The organism is Sphingomonas sp. PL-96 (assembly GCF_020707215.1).
In the GTDB taxonomy this organism is placed as follows: Bacteria; Pseudomonadota; Alphaproteobacteria; order Sphingomonadales; family Sphingomonadaceae; genus Sphingomonas.
The window spans coordinates 35,559-55,282 of the sequence record NZ_JAJFET010000010.1 but is presented as its reverse complement, the minus strand read 5'-3'; the positions used below and the strand labels follow the sequence as shown (position 1 = coordinate 55,282).

The window sequence follows — 19,724 nt, the reverse complement described above, 5'->3', positions numbered from 1 at the left end:
GGCGCGTACGGGCCGGGCAGCCGCCGCCCGGCAACGCCCGCCTTCAGTCGCGCACCACTCGCGTGACATGGCCCATCTTGCGGCCGGCGCGGACTTCGCGCTTGCCGTAGAGGTGCAGGTGGGCGCCGGGCTCGGCCATCAGGGCGGGCCAGGCATCGGCGTCCTCGCCGATCAGGTTGGTCATCACCGCCTCGCGGCCGGTCATCCGCACCGGGCCCAGCGGCAGGCCGCAGATCGCGCGGACGTGGTTCTCGAACTGCGAGGTTTCCGCGCCCTCGATGGTCCAGTGGCCGGAGTTGTGGACGCGCGGGGCCATTTCGTTGAACACCGGACCATCCGGGCCGCAGAAGAACTCCAGCGTCAGCACCCCGACATGGTCAAGCGCTTCGGCGACGCGGCCGGCGAGCGCCGCTGCCTCGGTCCATTGCGCGGCCACTTCGGCCGGGGCGGGTACCGTCGAGGTGTCGAGGATACCGTCCTTGTGGACGTTACAGGCGGGCGGATAGCTCAGCAGGCTGCCGTCCGGCCCGCGCGCCAGGATGATCGAGAATTCATGCGTGAAGGGGACGAACGCCTCCAGGATCGCCGGACCCTCGCCGATCGCCGCCCAAGCGGCGTCGGCGTCGTCCGACGACGTGAGCCGAGCCTGGCCCTTGCCGTCATAGCCGAAGCGCGTGGTCTTGAGCACCGCAGGGCAGCCGATGGTGGCGATCGCCGCGTCGAGATCGGCGCGGGTATCGACCGCAGCCCAGCGGGCGGGGCGGCCGCCTAGTTCCTCTACGAACCGCTTTTCGGCGACCCGGTCCTGCGCCACGCGCAGCGATTGCGAGGAGGGGTGCACCGGCACCTGCTGCTCCAGCGCCGCGATCGGCTCGGCGGCGATGTTCTCGAACTCATAGGTGACGACGTCGACCTCTGCGGCGAAGCGCGCCAGCGCCACGCCGTCGTCATAGGCGCCGCGGCTGTGCGTCGCCGCCACGTCGTTGGCAGGACCGGTATCGGGGGCATAGACGTGGATGCGATAGCCGAGCTGGGCTGCGGCCATGCCGATCATGCGGCCGAGCTGACCCGATCCGATGATGCCGATGGTGGCGCCGGGTGCCAGCGTCATTGCGGGTCGATCGCCACGCTGTCGGTCTGCTTCGCCCGCCATGCTTCCAGCCGCGCGGCGAGCGCGTCGTCGGCGACGGCAAGGATCGCAGCCGCCATCAGCCCCGCGTTGACGGCCCCTGCGCGACCGATGGCAAGGGTGCCGACCGGGATGCCGGCGGGCATCTGCACGATCGAGAGCAGGCTATCCATGCCGCTCAACGCCTTGGACTCGACCGGCACGCCCAGCACCGGCAGCCGGGTCATCGAGGCGGCCATGCCCGGCAGGTGGGCCGCGCCGCCCGCGCCGGCGATCACGACCTTCAGCCCACGTCCCGCGGCGCCTTCGGCATAGTCGACCAGCCGGCGGGGGGTGCGGTGTGCGGAGACGACCTTGGTTTCGTGCGGCACGCCGAGCGCGTCGAGCACGTCCGCTGCGTGGCGCATCGTCTCCCAGTCGGAGGTGCTGCCCATGATGATGCCGACGAGAGGTTGGTCTGCCATCGCTGTCCCGAATGCGAGGAAGCGGGTTTCCTAGAGAGCGGGGCCGCGGGGGGCAAGGGTGGAGGGGAATGTGGTGGTCCCGTCGACCTGCGTCTTCTTCCGTTTGCCTCGAGTAGCCGTCGAGCTTGTCGAGACGGCGTATCGAGAGGTCGGTGGTGGCGGCTCTCTCGACACGGGCTCTCGACAAGCTCGATCCCTGCTCGAGACAAACGGGGTTGGCCTTGAGCTGCGGGGGCTGATGGCCGCGTTCCCCACCCGTCATGCCGACGTTCGTCAGCATGACGGGACGCGGGCGGTTTCTCAGCGATCGCGCAGATAGTAGCGGTCGGTGGCGTTCAGCGCCTCGTCCAGCTCATAGACGAGCGGCTGGCCGGTCGGGATTTCCAGGCTGGCGATGTCCGCGTCCGAAATGCCCGACAGGTGCTTGACCAGCGCGCGCAGCGAATTGCCGTGGGCGGAGATCAGCACGCGCTTGCCGGCCTTGAGCTCGGGGACGATGCGCGCCTCCCAATAAGGCAGCACGCGGGCGATCGTGTCCTTCAGGCTCTCGGTCGCGGGCACGTGGATGCCGGCATAGCGACGGTCGCTGGAGAGGTCGTACGCGCCGCCTGCCTCGGCCACGGGCGGCGGGATGTCGAAGCTGCGCCGCCAGATCTTGACCTGGTCGTCCCCGTGCTTGGCCGCGGTCTCCGCCTTGTCCAGGCCGGTGAGGCCACCATAGTGGCGCTCGTTCAGGCGCCAGTCCTTCTCGACCGGCAGCCACAGCCGGCCCATCGATTCCAGCGCCAGGTTGAGCGTCTTGATCGCGCGCGTCTGAAGGCTGGTGAAGCACTGGTCGAAGTCCAGGCCCTTGGCGGCCAGCAGCTCGCCGGCCGCAGTCGCCTCGGCAATGCCCTGCTCGGTCAGGTTGACGTCCCACCAGCCGGTGAAGCGGTTTTCCAGGTTCCAGGCGGACTGGCCGTGACGAATGAGGACGAGGCTGGGCATCAGGACTCCTTGAGTGACAGTGGGCGGCAGGGCCGGGCGATCAGAGTTCGTCGATCATCCCGGCAAGCGTGTCGAGGCACGAATGGGCAAGCGTCTTGGACCGCTCGGGCGACCAGCCGAACTCCGGATCGGGGTTCAGGTCGTGATCCTTGAACGGCATCTCCAGCGTCATCGAGACGGCGCCGAAGCGCTCGGCGAGCTGGTTGGTCGACATCGACAGGTTGGCGGTGCCGGGCTGCGACTTCACATAGCCGAGCTCGAGCTGGAAGTCGGGTGTCGCGGCGGCCAGGCGGCGGCCATATTCGTAGAATTTCTCGCCATGCGGATCAGTCCAGGCGGGGATACCCTCATAGCCGGCGAGGAAGTTGGCGGGGATCGCCTCGTCCCCGTGCACGTCCATCGCGAAGACGACGCCGGTCTCATCCATGGCGTTGCGGACGCAGAGCACTTCGGGGCTGCGTTCCGCGGTGGGCGTATGCCACTCGCGGTTGAGGTTCACGCCCGCGGCATTGGTGCGCAGGTGGCCACGGAAGGACCCGTCCGGGTTCATGTTGGGGACCAGGTGCAGCGTCGCCTTCTCGCGAAGCGCCTGTGCGGTCGCATCAGTCGGGTCGACCAGCTTTTCTAGCGCGCCTTCCATGAACCATTCGGTCATCGATTCGCCGGGGTGCTGGCGGGCATAGAACCAGACCTGCTTGGGGCCGGTGCCGATCGAGAGGCAGTCGATCGCGCGGCCATCGAGGCTCTGGCCGAGTTCGCGCAAGGTGACGCCCGGTTCGGCGGTGATGCGCGCGACCAGCGCGTCGTGGCGCTCCATCGAATAGGGTGCGAAATAGGCGAACCACACGACATCGCTGTCGATCTCGACGCTCCAGCGCAGCACGCCATCGGCATAGTCGGTGTCCGCGACCTGACGCCACGCCTCGCGATCGGTGCTCATGCGCGTGCGATAGCCGGGCCAGCCGAACGGATAGGCGGAGCCGGCCGCATTGGTGATGCGGAAGGTCAGCCGGCGCCCCTTGGCGCCGGCGACCCGAAAGTGGAACCACTGGTAGAAGTCCGACTGGTGATCGCGCACGATCTCCAGGTTCAGCGTGTCGCCTTCGATGCCGGTGAGGCGGATGTTGCCGCTGTCGAAGGCGGCGTTGACGGTGATGCTCATTTCACCGTGGTAGTGATCCCGGACTCTCCGGGGAAGCCCCGGAACAGCGCGTTGGCGAGCTTGTCGGCAACCGTGATCGGCTGGGTGCCGGGCTTGCCCTCCAGCGACTCGGTGACCGCCCGGCCTTCCCACACCACCGTGTTGTCGGTGCGGCGGCGGATCTGGGCGGAAAGCTCCGACCCGATCACCGCCTGCTGGCGACCGCGGCCGACCGGCAGGGTGACGCCGCCGCCAAGGCCTACGCCCGAACGGCGCCCGAAGCTGCCGCCACCGGCGCCCAGCCCGACCGAGAAGGGTGCCGGCTTGTCCACATAGCCGCGCGTGGCGCGCACGAAGGAGACCGACACGACATATTGCGAATCGCCGGTCACCGTGGTGCGAGTCGGGGTGAAGTCCAGCCGCTCCATCTCGCGCGACACGGCATCGGCATAGGTCTGATATTCCGGGCTGATCGTGGCATTGGTGCGCAGCGGCTCGACGGTGAAGCTGCCTGGCTGGACGGGCATGTTCAGGTGGAAACGAGTCACGTCCACAGGCGCCGCCCGCTGCGTGGTTGCGCAGCCGGCCGTAAGGCTTGCCATTCCTGCGGTAAGTGCCAGTACGAGCTTCTTCATGCCGTGGCTCCTGTGCGGCCCGGTCGGGGCCGGTCGTCGATGTGTCGTGTGCAACGCGCGGCTTGCCGCATCTGCTCCCAGCGCGCCATATCTTGACTTGAGAGCGGTCAGCTTCTAGGCGGGCGCCTCTTTTTGTCAGCCCAATTTTCGAGAAGCGAACCCGGTCATGAAGATCGTCAACTCCCTGAAGTCGCTGAAGGATCGTCACCGGGACAACCGCGTGATCCGCCGTCGCGGCCGTATCTACGTCATCAACAAGACGAATCGCCGTTTCAAGGCACGCCAGGGCTAATCCTGCCGGTTCGGTAGCGATGTCGGTACCGAACCCGATCAGGGCCGTCGTCTTCGACGTCGGCAACGTCCTGTACCACTGGGACCCACGGTTCCTCTACGAGCGCCTGATCGACGACGATCAGGCGCTCGCGGCGTTTCTGCGCGATGTAGTCACCCATGACTGGCATTTCCAGCATGACGCCGGCCGCCCCTTTGCCGAGACCTCGGCCGAGCTGATCGCGCGCTATCCGCAGCATGAGTCGCTGATCGCCGCCTGGGGCCCGCGCTTCAACGAAAGCATCGGCGGCCCGGTGCCGGGCATGGCCGAGATCGTCCGCGAGCTCGATGCCGCGGGCGTGCCGCTCTATGCGATCACCAACTTTTCGGCCGAGTTCTGGCCGCCGTTCCGCGCGACCGCGCCGGAGCTGTTCGACCGCTTCCGCGACGTGGTCGTGTCCGGCGACGAGAAGCTGGTGAAGCCGGATCCGGCCATCTACGCGCTGGCGCTTCGCCGATTCGGACTAGGCCGCGGCGAGGCAGTGTTCGTCGACGACAACGCCGCCAATGTCGCGGCGGCGGACGCGGCCGGGCTGCACGCGGTGCACTTCACCGACGCAGCTACGTTTCGGGCGGAGCTGGTGCGGCTCGAGCTGTTGCCGGCGTAACATGCGCCTGCGGGGATCCGCGGGTTATCCACAGAGATGGTGCTGGAGGAACCTGGTTCGGCGCACGGACGGGCGTGGCCAGTAACGGCTTGCTCAGGACGGCACCGACTCGCGGCTACATGCACGCAACGCAATCGCCGGCTAGTTCCTTGCAGTTGCTGCAATTGCGCGAACACGCCACATGAAGGGCAACCATGCTGCACCGCAGCACAACTTCATGAGGTTCCCATGTTCAGCCTGATCGCCCTGTATTTCGCCTATCGCAACCAGACCGTCGGCGCGCACATCGCGCCCGCTAACGCCAAGGCCCCGGCTGCCAACGACCGCGCGGTCGTGGCCGAATTCGCCAAGGCGGCCTAATCGCCCAGCCGCGCCCCCGGCGCGGCAATCCCGACGGGCGGAGCGCAAGGCTCCGCCCGCGAGGGCTCAGCCCTCCACCCCAAGCTGCCACAGAACGAACGCCATTTCCTCGGCGGCTTCCTTCAGGCTCTCCCACCGACCCGACTTGCCGCCGTGCCCTGCGCCCATGTTGGTCTTGAGCAGCAGCACGTTGCTGTCGGTCTTGGTGAAGCGCAGCTTCGCGGCCCATTTTGCCGGTTCCCAATAGGTCACCCGCGGGTCGTTCAACCCGCCCGAGATGAAGATCGGCGGATAGGCCTGCGCCTGGACGTTGTCGTATGGGCTGTAGGAGCGGATCAGCTCGAACGCGGCCTTGTCCTCGATCGGATTGCCCCACTCCGGCCATTCGCCGGGCGTCAGCGGCAGCGAATCGTCCAGCATCGTGTTGAGCACGTCGACGAACGGTACGCTCGCCACCACCGCGCCCCATAGCTCGGGATCGGAGTTCACCACCGCACCCATCAGCTCGCCGCCCGCCGATCCGCCGGCGATGGCGATCTGCCCTTCGCTGGTGAAGCCGTGCTCGATCAGCCCGCGCGCCACGTCGACGAAGTCGTTGAAGGTGTTGGTGCGCTTCTCCAGCTTGCCGTCGAGATACCATTGCTGGCCCAGGTCATCGCCGCCGCGGATGTGGGCGATGGCAAAGGCAACGCCGCGGTCCAGGAACGACATGCGGCTGGTCGAGAAGCCCGGCGGCACCGCATAGCCATAGGCGCCATAGGCATAGAGGTAGAGCTTGCCCGTGCCGTCGCGCGGGAAGCCGTTGGGATAGACCACCGACACCGGCACTTCCGTGCCGTCGCGCGCCACGATCTTCAGCCGCTCGGTGGCGTATTTCGATGCGTCATAGCCGCTGGGGATGGTCTGGACCTTGAGCACGCGCTGCTCGGCGGTGGCGACGTCATATTCGATGACGGTGCCCGGCGTGACCATCGACTCATAGCCGAGCCGCAGCGTGTCGACGGCGTACTCTGGGTTGTCGCCCAGGCCCACGACATAGCTCGCCTCCGGGAACGCGATCGGCGTCCCCTCACCGCCTTCGTAGCGGTGCAAAAAGATCTGATCGAGCCCGTCCTCGCGTCCTTCGACCACGAAGAAGTCGGCAAAGGTGGTGACGCCGGTCATGTAGAAATGGTCGCTCGCCGGCAGGCGCTCGGTCCACTCCGAGGGGCGCTCCAGCGGCGCGGTTACCAGCCGGAAGTTCGGGTTGGTGTCGTTGGTGTGGATGAACAGCGTGCCGTCATGCTCCTCCACGTCATATTCGACGTGCGGCTGGCGCGCACGCACCAGGATCGGCTCGGCGGTGGGGTCATCGGCCGGCACCAGCCGCACCTCGCTGGTGACATGGTCGCCGGCGGAGATCACCAGAAAGCGGCGCGACTGGGTCTCGCCCACGGACACGCGCCAGCCCTCGTCCGCTTCGTGGTACAACTCGACGTCCTGGTCGACAGGCGTGCCGAGGCGATGCAGCCGCGCATTGTCGGTCCGCCACTGGTCGTTCGCGAGGCCGTAGAGGAAGCCCGAGGAGTCCGCGACCCACACCAGCTCGGACAGCGTGCCGGGGATCACGTCGTCGAGCAGCGCGCCGGTGGTCAGGTCCTTGACCCGCGCCTCGAACCGCTCCGACCCGTTGTCGTCGATCGCATAGGCGAGGTAGCGGCCGTCCGGGCTGATCGAGAGCGCACCCAGCCGGAAATATTCCTTGCCCGCGGCCAGCGCCGGCTCGTCCAAGATCAGCTCGTCCGGGCCGCCCGAAACGGGCTTGCGCCACCAGCGGCGATACTCGCCACCGGTCTCATGGTCCGACCAGTAGAGCCAGTCGCCGTCCTTCTGCGGAACGGTGGCCTCGTCCTCTTTGATCCGCCCGCGCATCTCCTGGAACAGCCGGTCGGTGAGCGGCTGGTGCGGCGCCATCACCGTTTCGAAATAGGCGTTCTCCGCCTCGAGATAGCCGAGCACGTCCGGGTCGGTAACCTCCGGATAGCCGGCGTCGCGCAGCCAGGCCCAGGGGTCCTCTACGGTGATGCCGTGGCGTTCGAATTGGTGGGGACGTTGCTCTGCGATGGGGGGCGTCGGATGGTTCATGCCGCCCATGTGGGCCGCCACGCCCGCGAAGTCGAGGGGAGGTACGGTGCGGATCTACAGTGCTCCTGCGCAGGCGAGACCTTTGCAAAACACCCAACGGAATCTTGGACCCCTGCGCAGGCAGGGGGCCAGGGCCAAGCAGATCAACGGCTTGCCGGGCTGAGAAACCCTGGGCTCCTGCCTGCGCAGGAGCACCGGAAAGACCTGGTGAAGGTCCCGCCCAGGCAGGAGCGCGGTACGATCCGTCCTCTTAGCGCCCACTCTCCAGCGCCAGCCGCTCGCGCAGGTTCGCCAGCTCCGTCTCCGAAGCCCGCCGCCGCTCTGGCGCCGGCTTGCCGTCGCGCAGTCGGGCGCGGTCCTTTTCCGGCGGCTCCACCCGGCGCACGCGCACCCCGGCATAGCCTTGGCCGCGGATCCCCAGCTGCTCGGCCGCGCCGCGGCTCAGGTCCAGGATGCGCCCGCGCGAAAACGGCCCGCGATCGTTGATCCGCAGCAGGATGGTGCGCCCGGTGTCCAGCGCCGTCACCTCGACATAGCTCGGCAGCGGCAGGGTGGTATGCGCGGCGGTGATGCCTTTCGGCCGGAAGCGCTCGCCGTTCGCCGTCTGGTTGCCGGACTCATTGCCGTACCAGCTGGCATAGCCGACCGCGTCATAGTCCGGATCCTCGGCGGGCGTGTAGCGGATGCCGCGCACCGTATAGGGCTTGCCGATCTTGACCGGCACGTCGCTGACCGGCCGGAACTGCTTGCCCCCACATGCAGCCAAGAGCGGCACGGCGAGCAGCGCCATCCACGCCCCCCGGGGCAGGCGGGGAACGGCGGTCGGCATTGTCATCGCATCGGGCATGGCCGGCGGGGTATCGCAGCAGGCACGCCGAATGAACCCCCAAGCGGTGAACCGAGTCTGGTGCGGCCCTGTCGCGGCGGCGCCGAATCTGGCACATCCGGGGTTGTTTCGTCGTCGCGGGGAGTCCTCGCGGCGCAGATCGAACGCCAGATGGATTGCCGATGCCCCCCTATACCGACCGCCTCGCCGCCCTTCGCACCCGCCTCGCCCAGGACGGCCTCGACGGCTTCGTCGTGCCGCTCACCGACGAGCATATGAGCGAATATGTCGGCGGCTATGCCCAGCGGCTCGCCTGGCTCACCGGCTTCCAGGGCTCGGCCGGCAGCGCGGTGGTGCTGGCGACCGAGGCGGCGATGTTCACCGACGGCCGCTACACGCTGCAGGTGCGCGAGCAGGTCGACGGCGCCGACTGGCGCTATGCCCAAGTGCCGCAGGAGAGCATCGCGGGCTGGCTCGCCGGCCATGCGCCACAGGGCGGGCGGATCGGCTATGATCCCTGGCTGCACACGCGCGAATGGGTGGCACGCACCGCCGCCGCGCTTGCCCCGCGAGGGGCCAAGCTGGTGCCGGTTGCAACCAACCCGATCGACGCGCTTTGGGCGGACCGGCCGCAGCCGTCGGACGCGCCGCTCGCCGTCCAGCCGGACGATCTCGCCGGCCGCAGTGCCGCCGACAAGCGCGCAGAGATCGCCGACTGGCTGCGGGACCAGGGCGCCGACGCGCTGGTGCTTTCCGCGCTCGATTCGGTCGCCTGGGCGTTCAACGTGCGCGGCACCGATGTCACTCATACGCCGGTCGCGCTCTCCTATGCGCTGGTGCATGCCGACGGCACCGCCGAGCTGTTCGTAGCGCCCGACAAGGTCGGCGATGCCGTCCACCGCCACCTCGGCAACGCCGTGCGCGTCCGCGACAAGGCTGAGTTCGGGCCTGCTCTCCGCACCCTCGCCGGCAAGCGCGTCGCGGTCGATCCCGAGCGCGCGGTTGCCGCGATCTTCGACGCGCTCGACGCGGGCGGGGCCACGCTGCTGCCGGTGCGCGATCCCGTCGTCCTCGCCAAGGCGATCAAGAACCCGGCCGAGATCGCCGGCCACCAGGCGGCGCAAGCGCGCGACGGCGCCGCGCTGGTGCGCTTCCTGAAGTGGTTCGAGGAAACCGCGCCTGCCGGCACTCTGACCGAACTCGACGTGGCGGCCCGGCTCCACGAGTTCCGCGCCGAGACCGGCGTGCTCAAGGACCTGTCGTTCGAGACGATCTCCGCCACTGGCGCGCACGGCGCCAGCCCGCACTACAAGGTCACACAAGAGTCGAACGCGCCGATCCTGCCGGGCCAGCTGTTCCTGATCGATTCGGGCGGGCAGTACGCCGATGGCACCACCGACATCACCCGCGTGATGCCGGTCACGGAGCCTACCGCCGAGATGCGCGCCCGCTTCACTCGCGTGCTCAAGGGGCACATTGCCGTTGCGACCGCGATCTTCCCGGATGGCACGACGGGGGCGCAGATCGACGCCTTCGCCCGCCGCCCCTTGTGGGAAGCCGGCCTCGATTTCGCGCATGGCACCGGCCACGGCATCGGCGCCTACCTATCGGTGCACGAAGGGCCGCAGCGCATCGCCCAGCCGAGCTACCCCGGCGGCGGCCCGCTGGAGCCGCTGCGCGCGGGCATGCTGCTCTCCAACGAACCCGGCTATTACAAGGCCGGGGAATACGGCATCCGCATCGAGAACCTGATGCTGGTGGTCGAGCATACGCCCACGGGCGGCGACGCGGCGATGCTGGCGTTCGAGACGACCAGCTTCGTGCCGATCGAGCGGGGGCTGATCGAGCCGGCGCTGCTCACCCCGGCGGAGCGGGCCTGGCTGGATGCCTATCACGCCGAAACGCTACGCCGGGCCGGGCCGCTGCTGGATGCAGACACCCGCGCCTGGCTGGGGGAGAAGTGCGCGCCGATCGGGTGATTGGCGCGCTTCCGTCATCCTGACGAAGAGGGTGGCGACTTGTCCGGCTCCCCCGCCCCGTCCTCGGGCGCGGCGGCAGGCGTCCCCTCCGCCGCGCGCGCCTGAGCCTTGCGGCGCCGCAGATTGTCGCGCAGCGCCTGCGCCAGCCGGGCCTGTTTCTCGGGGTCGTTCATCACGGCTGGCATAAACCGCACGATGCCGGGTTGACAATGATCCGCGCCCCGCACATAGGCGCCCCTCCGCTGGCAATTGCCCGCGTGTGCTGCCGTAGCTCAGTGGTAGAGCGCATCCTTGGTAAGGCTGAGGTCGTGAGTTCAATCCTCACCGGCAGCACCATTTTCTCCTAGAAAATCAGACACTCCCTTCGGGGACCCGCCTGCGCAAAGCCGCGCGTGTTGGCGCATTGCATGCGGCACGAGGAAGCGGCGGCGCAGACCCGCTGCACCGCCGCCTTTCGATCAGTGCGCGGCGCTGGTGTCCGCTGCGCGGCGTGGTCGCGGTGCCAGCCAGATGATCGTCGCCGCTCCGAAAAAGGCGAGCGCCGACAAGAGGAAGATGTGGGTGGTGGCAAGCGCCATCGCTTCCTTGTCCACCAGCTGCGCCACGATCGCACGCACCTGGTCGAGCGGCATGCCCTGCCCCGTCAGCGCGTCGATGGTGTGGCCATCGTTGAGCCGGCCGGCCACCTCGCTGCGCGCCACGCGGGAGCTGTCGTCCCACATGGTCGTCACCACCGACGTGCCGATCGCGCCCGCCATGGTGCGAAGGAAGCTCATCAGGCCGGCGGCCGCCGCGGTCTCCTTCGGGTCCACCGATCCCAGCGCCAGCGTCATCAGCGGCACGAAGAAGAACGGCATGCCGAACCCCTGGAGCAGCTGCGGGAAGGCCAGCGTCCAGAAATCGGCGCCGCTGTTCCACTGCGTTCGAAGCAGCGTCGTCATGCCCAGCCAGACGATGCCGAAGCATACCAGCCCGCGCGGATCGACCTTGGTCGACAGCTTGGCGACGATCGGCGACATGACTACCGCCGCCACGCCGTTGAAGGCGGTGGCATAGCCCGCATAGGTCGCGGTGTAGCCAAGGCTCGTCTGCAACCACTGCGGAATGATGACGGCGGAGGCAAAGAAGGTGCCGAACGCGAAGAACAGCGACGTGACCGCCACCGTATAGCCGCGATGCCGGAACACGCGCAGGTCCACGATCGGCTCGGCCTCCGTCGCTTCCCAGGCCAGGAACACCAGGAAGCCGACGCCCGCGATCACCGCCAGCGCGACGATCGTCGGGTCCGCGAACCAGTCATGCTCGCGCCCCAGGTCGAGCATGATCTGCAAGGCGCCGATCCACAGCAGCATCAGCATCAGGCCGATCTTGTCGACGCGCAGCGGCTGGGTCGGCGTCTCGGCATGGCGCAGCAGCCGCATCGCGCCAAACGCGCACAGCATCGCGACCGGAATGTTGATGAAGAAGATCCAGTGCCACGACCAGCTGTCGCTGATGGTGCCGCCCAGGATCGGCCCCAGGATCGGCGCGACCACTGTTGTCATCGACCAGGCACCCATCGCCTGCGCGCGCTGGTCGGGGCGGAAGATGCGCATCAGCAGAGTCTGCGACAGCGGCATCAGCGGCCCGCCGCACAGCCCCTGCCCGATCCGGCACGCGATCAGCATGCCCAGGCTGGTCGACAGCCCGCACAGCACCGAAAAGATGCCGAAGCCGATCATGCCGATCGTGAAGACCCGCACCGCACCGAACCGACCTGAGAGCCAGCCGGTCAGCGGCACGCACACGGCTTCGGCCACCGCATAGGAGGTGATGATCCACGTCCCCTGGCTGCTCGATATGGCGAGGCTGCCGGAGATGTGGGGGACGGAGACGTTGGCGATGGTGGTGTCGAGCACCACCATGAAGTTGGTGAGCGCGAGGACCGCCCCCGCAAGCAGCAGCCGCACGCCCGTGAGGGGCGTGGGCGACTCGGCCTTGCCGTTCATGGGCTTGTCCTTAGTGCGAGCGGAGGTCGATCTCGGCGTCCATCGAGAGGCCGACGCGCAGCGGATGCGCCTGCAACTCCCTGGGGTCGAGCGCGACGCGCACCGGCAGCCGCTGAACCACCTTGATCCAGTTGCCGGTCGCATTCTGCGCCGGGATCAGCGCGAACGACGATCCGGTGCCGCCCGAAAAGCCGATGACGCGGCCGTGATATTCGACATCGCCACCGTACAGGTCGGAGGTGAGCGTCACCGGCTGGCCGACCTTCACACGGTTGAGCTGGCCTTCCTTGAAGTTCGCGTCGACGTAGAGCTGGTTGAGCGGCACGATCAGCATCAGCGCGGTGCCCGGCGCGACCCGCTGGCCGACCTGGACGTTGCGGCGGGTGATGACCCCGTCGATCGGCGCGCGGATCACCGTGCGCTCCAGGTCGAGCTTCGCCTGCGCGAGCTTGGCCTGGGCAGCGAGCACTTCGGGCGCGGTCGCAGCCGTAGTGCCGCGGATCAGCGCATTGTTGGCGGCCAGCTGGCCGGTCGCCTGACCGCGGGTCGAGCTCGCCTGGGCAACGCCGGCGCGTGCCAGCTCCAGGTTCGCACGGGCAGTGGCGAAGGCGTTGGTCGCGCTGCTCAGCTCCTCGCCCGAAACCGCGCCGTTGGGCGCGAGCTTCTGGCGGCGGGCGAGGTCGACGCGGGCGCGGTCATAGTCGGCCTGGGCGGCGCTCAGCTGCGCACGCGCCCGGGCGATGTCGGCGTCGCGCGCCTGCACCTGCGCGGCAAGCGCGGTGCTGGTGGCAGAGGTCTGGCCGTACTGGCGCTCGGCACGGGCAAGGTCCGCCTCGGCCTGTGCGACCGCAATGCGGGCGTCGCTGTCGTCCAGCTGCACCAGCACCGTGCCCTTGCGGACCGTCTGGGTGTCCGCCACCCCGACGCTTTTCACCTGCGCGGCGATCATAGGCGTCACGCTGGCGGTGTCCGCGCCGACATAGGCGTTGTCGGTGCCGACGAAGTGGCGGGAGACCAGCAGGTAATAGGCGCCAAAGACCACCGCGGCGATCAGCACCACGACGGCGATGATCCCCAGCAGCTTCTTGCGCTTGCCGTTGGGCTTGGTGCCCGCGCCGGCAGCGGCCTGGTTCGGGAGGGCGGCATCAGCCATGAGTCGGGTCCTTGCGTGCGGTCACGGCCGCGGTGTTGGTGGAAAAGCCGCCGCCGAGTGCGCGGACGAGCTGGACGTCGAGCGCGAACGCCCGCGCTTCCAGGTCGGCGACCGCAGTGCGGTTCTGCAGCACCCGGTCTTCGGCGGTGAGAACGTCGAGGAAGGTCGACAACCCGCCCTCATAGCGTTGCCGCGCAAGCGACCACGCCTCTTCGGACGCGGCCAGCGCCTGGCGGGTCTGGCCCAACCGCTCGACCAGCGCGCGCTGGCTGGTCACCGCATCGGCGACCTCGCGATAGGCATTGGCGACGGTGCCGTCATAGTTCGCGACCGCCTCGTCATAGCTGGCGCGCGCGCCGCGATACTGGCCGGACAGCTGCCCGCCGCGGAAGATCGGCAGGCTGAGCGCAGGCCCGACCTGGCCATAGGTCGACCCGCCCTTGAACAGATTGCTCAGGCCCAGCGACTGGAAGCCGACCAGCGCGTTCAGGTTGAGCGCAGGGTAGAAGTCGGCGTGCGCGACCTTGATCTCGCTGGCGCGAGCCTCGACCCGCGCGCGTGCCGCGGCGATGTCGGGGCGGCGGCCGATCAGGTCGGTGGTGACCCCGGCCGGCAACGCCCGCGTGCCCGCCGGGAGCGGCGGCAGCGCGATCGTGAGGCCGCGATCCGGCCCCTTGCCCAGCAGTGCTGCCAGGCGATTGCGGGTCAGCCCGATGTTCTCGTCGATCGCGGCAATCTGAGCCCGGATCGCCGGGATCGCCGCTTCGGCCTGCTTGACCTCGGCACGGGTATCGAGGCCGTTGGCGACGCGCTGCGCGACCAGCCGTTCGGTCTGGCTGCGCACCTCCAGGGACCGCAGCTGCACGGCCCGCTCGGCGGCAAGCTGGGCCAGGTCCGCATAGGCCGCCGCGATGTTGGTCGACAGCACCAGTCGCGCCTGCTCGACGTCGATCCGCGACGCCTCCGCCTCGGACGTGGCGGCGGCGAGCGCGGCGCGATTGCGGCCCCACAGGTCCAGGTCGAAGCTCAAGGTCGCAGCGATCGAACCCGTGTCGTTCCAGCCCTTGGGCACGAAATCGGCGGGGATGCCGTTGTTGTAGCTCTGCTTGGTCTCGCTGGCATTGCCCTCGATCCCGATCGACGGCAGCCGCGCAGCCCCGCGCTGCTCGACAAACGCCCGGGCCGAGCGCAGCCGCGCGGCGGCGGCCACAATATCGGGGGAGCCGGTCAGCCCCTCCTCGATCAACGCGCTCAGCTGCGGATCGCCGAAGCCCGACCACCAGTCGGTGGCAGGCCAGGCGGAGGCGACAGACGTGGTTGCCATGCTCTGCTCGGCGGCAAAGCTCTGGGAGGTCCGCACCTCGGGCCGGGCGCCCAGGTTCGGCACTGGCGCACAGGCGGCCAGCGGGATGACGCCGGCCGCGGCGGCGAGCAGCAACTGCCGGGAAGAAAATCGGATCATGGAGAAAAACCGTACTGATTGGTACGGTGCGCCAGATGGGAGCGGGCCGCTGCCTTGTCAACCAGAAACTGTACTCTATAGTACGGTTATGGAACGGGACCTTAAGGCAGCGACCGGCAAGCGGGAGGCGCGCAAGCAGGATCGACGCTTGGCGATCATGGCGATCGCGCGACGCATGTTCCTGGAGAACGGCTATGCCGCGACCTCCATGTCGGCGATCGCGGCCGAGCTGGGTGGGTCCAAGGCGACGCTGTGGAACTACTTCCCGTCCAAGGAAGAGCTGTTCGACGCGGTGCTGGACGATGCGACTGCCGCCTACCGCCAGCAACTGACCGATCTGCTGCGCCCCACGCCGGATCTGGGGGCGACGGTGCTCGCCTTTACCCGCAGCTTCATCGCCAAGATCACTTCGCGCGACGCCGTGCAGCTTCATCGCCTGGTCGCTGCCGAAGCGGCGCGGTCGCCCGAGGTCGGCCTGATCTTCTCGCGCGTGCCCCAGCGCACCCGTCAGCTCCTGGCCGAGTTCTTCGCCGCCGCCATGGCCGCGGGGCAGCTTCGCCAGGCCGACCCTGCCGATGCTGCGAACGTCGTCACCTACCTGTGCATGGTACTGCAACAACGCGTGCTTTGGGGCGGGGCGGCGCCGACTGCGGCCGAGATCGAGGCCGGCGCCGCCACCGCGACCGAAGTGTTCCTGCGCGCCTATGCGCCGGAACGGAGCCATAGCGCCTGAGACTTCCAGCGGCGGGGCTCGCGTCCTTCATGCATCTGTTCGCGGGCTCGCGCATTCTGCCCCGGTGACTCACTCGCCACCCCCCAGCATCGTCTGGTTCCGCCAGGACCTGCGGCTCTCCGACCAGGTCGCGTTCGCCGCCGCCGCGGCGGAAGGGCCGGTACTCGCCGTTTATGTGCTTGATGACGAGACACCGGGCGAATGGCGGATCGGCGGCGCCCAGCGCTGGTGGCTGCACCATGCGCTCGCGGCGCTCGCCGCGTCGCTTGCCGATCTCGGCGTACCGCTGGTGCTGCGCCGCGGCCGGGCGGCCGAGGAAGTCGCGAGGATTGCAAAGGAGACCGGCGCCAAGCGCGTCCACTGCCTCGCCCATCAGGAACCCTGGTGGCGCGCTGCCGAGGATGCGCTGGCGCAAGCCGTCGATCTGGTGTGCCACCCCGGCCGCCTGCTCGTCGAGGAGGGCGCCGTGCGCACCGGCACCGGTGGCCGCTTCCGCATCTTCACGCCCTTCTGGCGCGCGCTCCAGCTCCACATGCCGCCGCCCGCCCCCGAACCGGCGCCCACCGCCGTGCAAGGCGTGGCCCATCCGCCCCGCAGCGAGCGGCTGGAGGACTGGCGCCTGCTTCCCACTGCCCCGAACTGGGCGGAGGGCTTTGCGCACTGGACGCCCGGCGAGGCCGGCGCGCAGGCGCGGCTGGAGGCGTTCGCGGACGCGGTCGGCGATTATGACCATGCCCGCAACCTGCCATCGACCGACGGCACCTCCAGCCTGTCGCCGCACCTGCATTTCGGTGAAGTCTCCCCCGCCGCCGTCTGGCATGCGCTTGACGGACAATCGGGTGCCGAGAGCTATCTGCGGGAAATCGGCTGGCGCGACTTCGCCGCAAACCTGATCGTCCAGCAGCCGGATTATGGCAGCGCGCACGGGCGCACGAAGATGGACAGCCTGCGCTGGCGCACCGGCCCGGACGCCGAGGCGGAGTTCCGCGCGTGGACACAAGGACGCACCGGCTATCCGATCGTCGACGCGGGCATGCGCCAGCTCTGGCACATCGGCTGGATGCACAATCGCGTGCGCATGATCGCCGCGAGCTTTGTGGTGAAGCATCTGCTGATCGACTGGCGGCGCGGCCAGCACTGGTTCTGGGACTGCCTGGTCGATGCCGACTATGGCAACAACGCCGTGAACTGGCAGTGGATCGCCGGCACCGGCGTCGACTCAAGCCCCTTCGGCCGCATCATGGCACCGCTGGTCCAGTCGCCCAAGTTCGATGCCGCCGGCTACATCCGCAAATGGGTGCCGGAGTTGGCCGGCGTGGACGACGCCGCGATCCACGATCCGCATGGCGCCGGTGTCGCGCCCGCCGGCTATCCCGAACCCCTGATCGCCCATCGCCCCGCGCGCGAGCGGGCGCTTGCCGCCGCGGCTGCGGCACGCGGCTGATGCAGGCGCCGGCGCAAACGCCGGCGCCTGGCTGGCATCAGAAGCGATAGCTCGCAGTTACCGTCGCGTTGCGCGGCGCGCCGTAGCGGTACTGGCTGAACGAACCCACGTTGCTGTAGAAGGTCTTGTCGAGCAGATTGTCGATGTTGGCCTGCAACTGCAGCTGCTCCGTCACGGCAAAGCGCGCCATCAGGCTGACCAGCGTATAGCCGTCCTGCTGGAAACGATACGCGGTGTTCAGAACCGGGTTCGTGCCGTCCGAATAGGCCTTGCTGCGATAGTTCACGCCGCCGCCGATGGTGAGGCCCGCCAGCGGACCCTGCAGGTCATAGGTGGTGAAGATCTTGAGCAGCTTGCGCGGCTGGTCGGTGTTGGCGGGCACGTCGTCGGCATCTTCGGCCTTGAACTGGCTGTAGCTGGCGTTGACGTTCCAGCCCGGGAGTGGACGACCGGTGGCTTCCAGTTCGAAGCCCTTGCTGACCACGCCCTGCGCCGAGCGATAGGGCTGAAGGGTCTGGCCGTTCACGACGATCGGCTCGCCGTCGATCTGGCCGACATTGTCCTGTTCGATGCGGAACAGCGCGACCGAGGTCTGCAGCGCATCCCCGAAGAAGCTGCTCTTCAGACCGACCTCATAGGCAACGCCGTCGAGCGGATCGAGCAGGTTCAGATCGCGGTCGTACAGGTTCTGCGGCTGGAAGATCTTGGTGTAGCTGGCGTAGAGGCGGTGGTTGGGCGTGATATCGTAGAGCGCGCCGACATACGGGATGAACACGTCGTCGTCGCCATAGTCGCTCGGACCGCTCCAGGCGAAGCCCGTCTGGCGCCAGCTCGCCAGCCGGCCGCCGAGAATGACCTTGAACGGATCGGCGACGTTCAGGCGCACCGCGCCATAATAGCCGGTCTGCTTGATCCGCTCCTGTTCGTTGCGCACCGGCTCGGTACCCCACACCGGCTCGGGGTAGGGAATGCCTTCCTGGCCGATCACCGGAATGTCGGTGAGCCAGGGCAGCGGCGCATCGTAATTGTCGGTATGCCGCTTCAGGATGCTGTGCAGCGCCCCGACCACCACTTCATGATCGCGACCGAACAGGGATACCGCACCCTTCAGCTGCGCATCGAAGCTGTTCTGATAGCTGACCCCTGCCGACTTGTACGGATTGGTGCCGTCCATCGTGCCCGTCTCCTTGTCGACGGTGCCGTAGAGATAGAGCAGCTGGGTATGGCTGGTGTTCTTGAGCCGGTTGTAGTTGGCCGTCAGGTTCCACCGGTCGCCGAACTCCTGCCGGACGGTGGCAAAGACGTTCTGGTTGGTGCTGTTCCAGTAGGTCCAGTCCGCCGCCGTCGTCTGCGAGCGCGGAAGGTCGGTCAGCGTGCCGTCGCTGTAGAAGGTCGGCAGCGCACCCCAGGTCGCGCCCCCCGGCTTGGTATCCTGATGGCTGATTCCTGCGCGCACCAGCGTGGTGTCGGTCAGGTCGGCGTCGACCACGCCATAGGGCACCCACTTCTTCTTGTTCTGGATGTCGATGTAGCTTTCGCCTTCCTCATAGCGGCCGACGACGCGGGCGCGCACGCGCCCGTCCGCGGTGAGGGCGCCGCCGACATCCGCCGACACGCGCCAGGTGTCCCAGCTGCCGAGGCTGGCGTTGACATAGCCGGTCAGATCGGTGGCATCGGCATGCTTGCGCACGAGGTTGACCGAGGCCGAGGGGTCGCCCGCGCCCGAGAGGAGGCCGGTCGCGCCCCGCACGATCTCCACCCGGTCATAGATGGACACGTCGATGCTGGTCTCGCCGTTGCCGCCGGCCAGCGTCCAGGCCGCCGGCACCCCGTCCACCTGGGTGTTGCGGATCTCGAACCCGCGCGCGAAGAAGGTGTTGCGGACGTCATCATATTCGTTCGCGGATACGCCGACCGCGTTGGTGATGACGTCCTTCACGGTGATCAGATTCTGGTCGAGGATGCGCTGCGCGGTCATGATGCTGACCGATTGCGGCGTCTCCCGGATCGTCAGCCCGAGGCCGGTCGCCGTGTCGATCGCGTCCGGCAGGGTGTAGCTGCCGACCACCACGATCTCGTCGCTGGGCGTCTCGCGCGTCGCGGTGCTGGCCTGGCTGCTGCTGGTCGCCTCCGCCTCCACGCTCTGCGCGGCAGCAGGCGCTGCCAGGACGATGGAGGCCCCGCCAAGCAGGAACGCGATCTTCGACTTCATGACTTTCCCCGACCCCGGCCCTCCCCATCGGGGCCGCGGCGTTCGGCTACGATAGTTGCGTCTCATTCGCAATAAGAAAGTTGCGAATGCCTCTCATTTCGCGGCGGGCGCTACGCAGGGACGGTCTCTGTCAACTGGCACCCATCGCC

General features: G+C 68.3%; 18 protein-coding genes and 1 tRNA gene. 7 read left to right on the top strand and 12 right to left on the bottom strand.

All coding sequences use genetic code 11. The features are described from left to right. Positions 1–43: 43 nt before the first annotated feature. The 5 genes from LK533_RS15660 to LK533_RS15640 all read right to left on the bottom strand — a co-directional run bounded on the left by LK533_RS15660 (position 44) and on the right by LK533_RS15640 (position 4,356). A complete protein-coding gene (locus tag LK533_RS15660) occupies positions 44–1,111 on the bottom strand; it encodes a 5-(carboxyamino)imidazole ribonucleotide synthase (RefSeq protein ID WP_229364006.1) in 1,068 nt (355 codons plus the stop codon). Continuing rightward, the gene (gene purE, locus LK533_RS15655; RefSeq protein ID WP_229364005.1) at positions 1,108–1,593 is read right to left on the bottom strand and encodes a 5-(carboxyamino)imidazole ribonucleotide mutase; all 486 of its coding nucleotides are present in this window, start codon (positions 1,591–1,593) and stop codon (positions 1,108–1,110) included. Before purE ends, LK533_RS15660 begins: the two co-directional genes overlap by 4 nt. A gap of 300 nt (positions 1,594–1,893) precedes the next feature. Next, entirely contained in the window at positions 1,894–2,580 is a 687-nt protein-coding gene (gene gpmA / locus LK533_RS15650; protein WP_229364004.1) for a 2,3-diphosphoglycerate-dependent phosphoglycerate mutase, read from the bottom strand. A gap of 40 nt (positions 2,581–2,620) precedes the next feature. After that, positions 2,621–3,742 (bottom strand): M14 family metallopeptidase, encoded by a 1,122-nt coding sequence (locus LK533_RS15645; RefSeq protein WP_229364003.1) that lies wholly within the window; start codon positions 3,740–3,742, stop codon positions 2,621–2,623. Continuing rightward, a complete protein-coding gene (locus tag LK533_RS15640) occupies positions 3,739–4,356 on the bottom strand; it encodes a DUF4136 domain-containing protein (RefSeq protein WP_229364002.1) in 618 nt (205 codons plus the stop codon). The genes LK533_RS15645 and LK533_RS15640 overlap by 4 nt, the downstream gene beginning before the upstream one ends. A 166-nt stretch (positions 4,357–4,522) precedes the next feature. On the opposite strand from LK533_RS15640, the gene ykgO reads away from it, so the two are divergent. The 3 genes from ykgO to LK533_RS17875 all read left to right on the top strand — a co-directional run bounded on the left by ykgO (position 4,523) and on the right by LK533_RS17875 (position 5,654). Beyond that, complete coding sequence (ykgO, locus tag LK533_RS15635; protein ID WP_055755695.1) at positions 4,523–4,648, top strand: type B 50S ribosomal protein L36; 126 nt, start codon at positions 4,523–4,525, stop codon at positions 4,646–4,648. Between the two features lie 19 nt (positions 4,649–4,667). Then, complete coding sequence (locus tag LK533_RS15630) at positions 4,668–5,294, top strand: HAD-IA family hydrolase (protein WP_229364001.1); 627 nt, start codon at positions 4,668–4,670, stop codon at positions 5,292–5,294. Between the two features lie 228 nt (positions 5,295–5,522). Beyond that, on the top strand, positions 5,523–5,654 hold the full coding sequence (locus LK533_RS17875; RefSeq protein WP_267495469.1) for a hypothetical protein: 132 nt from the start codon (positions 5,523–5,525) through the stop codon (positions 5,652–5,654). A 66-nt stretch (positions 5,655–5,720) separates the two neighbouring features. Here the strand turns inward: LK533_RS17875 and LK533_RS15625 are convergent, their stop codons facing one another. Then, positions 5,721–7,778, bottom strand: a complete 2,058-nt coding sequence (locus tag LK533_RS15625; protein ID WP_229364074.1) for a S9 family peptidase — start codon at positions 7,776–7,778, stop codon at positions 5,721–5,723. Between the two features lie 250 nt (positions 7,779–8,028). Beyond that, positions 8,029–8,568 carry a septal ring lytic transglycosylase RlpA family protein gene (locus LK533_RS15620; protein ID WP_229364073.1) on the bottom strand — a complete coding sequence of 180 codons (540 nt, stop codon included), beginning with the start codon at positions 8,566–8,568 and terminating at the stop codon, positions 8,029–8,031. A gap of 218 nt (positions 8,569–8,786) precedes the next feature. Between LK533_RS15620 and LK533_RS15615 the strand changes: the two genes are divergently transcribed. Then, positions 8,787–10,583, top strand: a complete 1,797-nt coding sequence (locus tag LK533_RS15615) for an aminopeptidase P family protein (RefSeq protein WP_229364000.1) — start codon at positions 8,787–8,789, stop codon at positions 10,581–10,583. Positions 10,584–10,597: 14 nt separating this feature from the next. Here LK533_RS15615 and LK533_RS15610 read toward each other — a convergent pair whose 3' ends face one another. After that, on the bottom strand, positions 10,598–10,756 hold the full coding sequence (locus tag LK533_RS15610) for a hypothetical protein (RefSeq protein ID WP_229364078.1): 159 nt from the start codon (positions 10,754–10,756) through the stop codon (positions 10,598–10,600). A gap of 88 nt (positions 10,757–10,844) precedes the next feature. Here LK533_RS15610 and LK533_RS15605 point away from each other — a divergent pair. Then, a tRNA-Thr gene (locus tag LK533_RS15605) sits at positions 10,845–10,919 on the top strand. A 122-nt stretch (positions 10,920–11,041) separates the two neighbouring features. On the opposite strand, the gene LK533_RS15600 is transcribed toward LK533_RS15605, so the two are convergent. The 3 genes from LK533_RS15600 to LK533_RS15590 are packed head-to-tail and all read right to left on the bottom strand — an operon-like array spanning position 11,042 to position 15,186. Then, positions 11,042–12,571, bottom strand: a complete 1,530-nt coding sequence (locus LK533_RS15600; protein WP_229363999.1) for a DHA2 family efflux MFS transporter permease subunit — start codon at positions 12,569–12,571, stop codon at positions 11,042–11,044. A 10-nt stretch (positions 12,572–12,581) separates the two neighbouring features. Continuing rightward, a complete protein-coding gene (locus LK533_RS15595) occupies positions 12,582–13,724 on the bottom strand; it encodes an HlyD family efflux transporter periplasmic adaptor subunit (RefSeq protein WP_229363998.1) in 1,143 nt (380 codons plus the stop codon). After that, positions 13,717–15,186, bottom strand: coding sequence for an efflux transporter outer membrane subunit (locus LK533_RS15590; protein ID WP_229363997.1), 1,470 nt, complete (start codon positions 15,184–15,186; stop codon positions 13,717–13,719). The genes LK533_RS15595 and LK533_RS15590 overlap by 8 nt, the downstream gene beginning before the upstream one ends. Positions 15,187–15,274: 88 nt before the next feature. Between LK533_RS15590 and LK533_RS15585 the strand changes: the two genes are divergently transcribed. Then, positions 15,275–15,919: a TetR/AcrR family transcriptional regulator gene (locus tag LK533_RS15585; protein ID WP_229363996.1), complete on the top strand. Its 645-nt coding sequence runs from the start codon at positions 15,275–15,277 to the stop codon at positions 15,917–15,919. A gap of 64 nt (positions 15,920–15,983) precedes the next feature. Next, the gene (locus tag LK533_RS15580; protein WP_229363995.1) at positions 15,984–17,363 is read left to right on the top strand and encodes a cryptochrome/photolyase family protein; all 1,380 of its coding nucleotides are present in this window, start codon (positions 15,984–15,986) and stop codon (positions 17,361–17,363) included. 37 nt (positions 17,364–17,400) lie between these two features. Here LK533_RS15580 and LK533_RS15575 read toward each other — a convergent pair whose 3' ends face one another. Next, on the bottom strand, positions 17,401–19,575 hold the full coding sequence (locus LK533_RS15575; RefSeq protein ID WP_229363994.1) for a TonB-dependent siderophore receptor: 2,175 nt from the start codon (positions 19,573–19,575) through the stop codon (positions 17,401–17,403). Positions 19,576–19,724: the final 149 nt, after the last annotated feature.

Coding starts and splice junctions, on each gene's coding strand:
- LK533_RS15595 (WP_229363998.1), bottom strand. CDS start 13,724: ATGGCTGATGCCGCCCTCCCGAACCAGGCCGCTGCCGGCGCGGGCACC.
- LK533_RS15585 (WP_229363996.1), top strand. CDS start 15,275: ATGGAACGGGACCTTAAGGCAGCGACCGGCAAGCGGGAGGCGCGCAAG.
- LK533_RS15575 (WP_229363994.1), bottom strand. CDS start 19,575: ATGAAGTCGAAGATCGCGTTCCTGCTTGGCGGGGCCTCCATCGTCCTG.
- LK533_RS15640 (WP_229364002.1), bottom strand. CDS start 4,356: ATGAAGAAGCTCGTACTGGCACTTACCGCAGGAATGGCAAGCCTTACG.
- ykgO (WP_055755695.1), top strand. CDS start 4,523: ATGAAGATCGTCAACTCCCTGAAGTCGCTGAAGGATCGTCACCGGGAC.
- purE (WP_229364005.1), bottom strand. CDS start 1,593: ATGGCAGACCAACCTCTCGTCGGCATCATCATGGGCAGCACCTCCGAC.
- LK533_RS15615 (WP_229364000.1), top strand. CDS start 8,787: ATGCCCCCCTATACCGACCGCCTCGCCGCCCTTCGCACCCGCCTCGCC.
- LK533_RS15590 (WP_229363997.1), bottom strand. CDS start 15,186: ATGATCCGATTTTCTTCCCGGCAGTTGCTGCTCGCCGCCGCGGCCGGC.
- LK533_RS15610 (WP_229364078.1), bottom strand. CDS start 10,756: ATGAACGACCCCGAGAAACAGGCCCGGCTGGCGCAGGCGCTGCGCGAC.
- gpmA (WP_229364004.1), bottom strand. CDS start 2,580: ATGCCCAGCCTCGTCCTCATTCGTCACGGCCAGTCCGCCTGGAACCTG.
- LK533_RS15625 (WP_229364074.1), bottom strand. CDS start 7,778: ATGAACCATCCGACGCCCCCCATCGCAGAGCAACGTCCCCACCAATTC.
- LK533_RS15645 (WP_229364003.1), bottom strand. CDS start 3,742: ATGAGCATCACCGTCAACGCCGCCTTCGACAGCGGCAACATCCGCCTC.
- LK533_RS15620 (WP_229364073.1), bottom strand. CDS start 8,568: ATGGCGCTGCTCGCCGTGCCGCTCTTGGCTGCATGTGGGGGCAAGCAG.
- LK533_RS15660 (WP_229364006.1), bottom strand. CDS start 1,111: ATGACGCTGGCACCCGGCGCCACCATCGGCATCATCGGATCGGGTCAG.
- LK533_RS15600 (WP_229363999.1), bottom strand. CDS start 12,571: ATGAACGGCAAGGCCGAGTCGCCCACGCCCCTCACGGGCGTGCGGCTG.
- LK533_RS15630 (WP_229364001.1), top strand. CDS start 4,668: ATGTCGGTACCGAACCCGATCAGGGCCGTCGTCTTCGACGTCGGCAAC.
- LK533_RS17875 (WP_267495469.1), top strand. CDS start 5,523: ATGTTCAGCCTGATCGCCCTGTATTTCGCCTATCGCAACCAGACCGTC.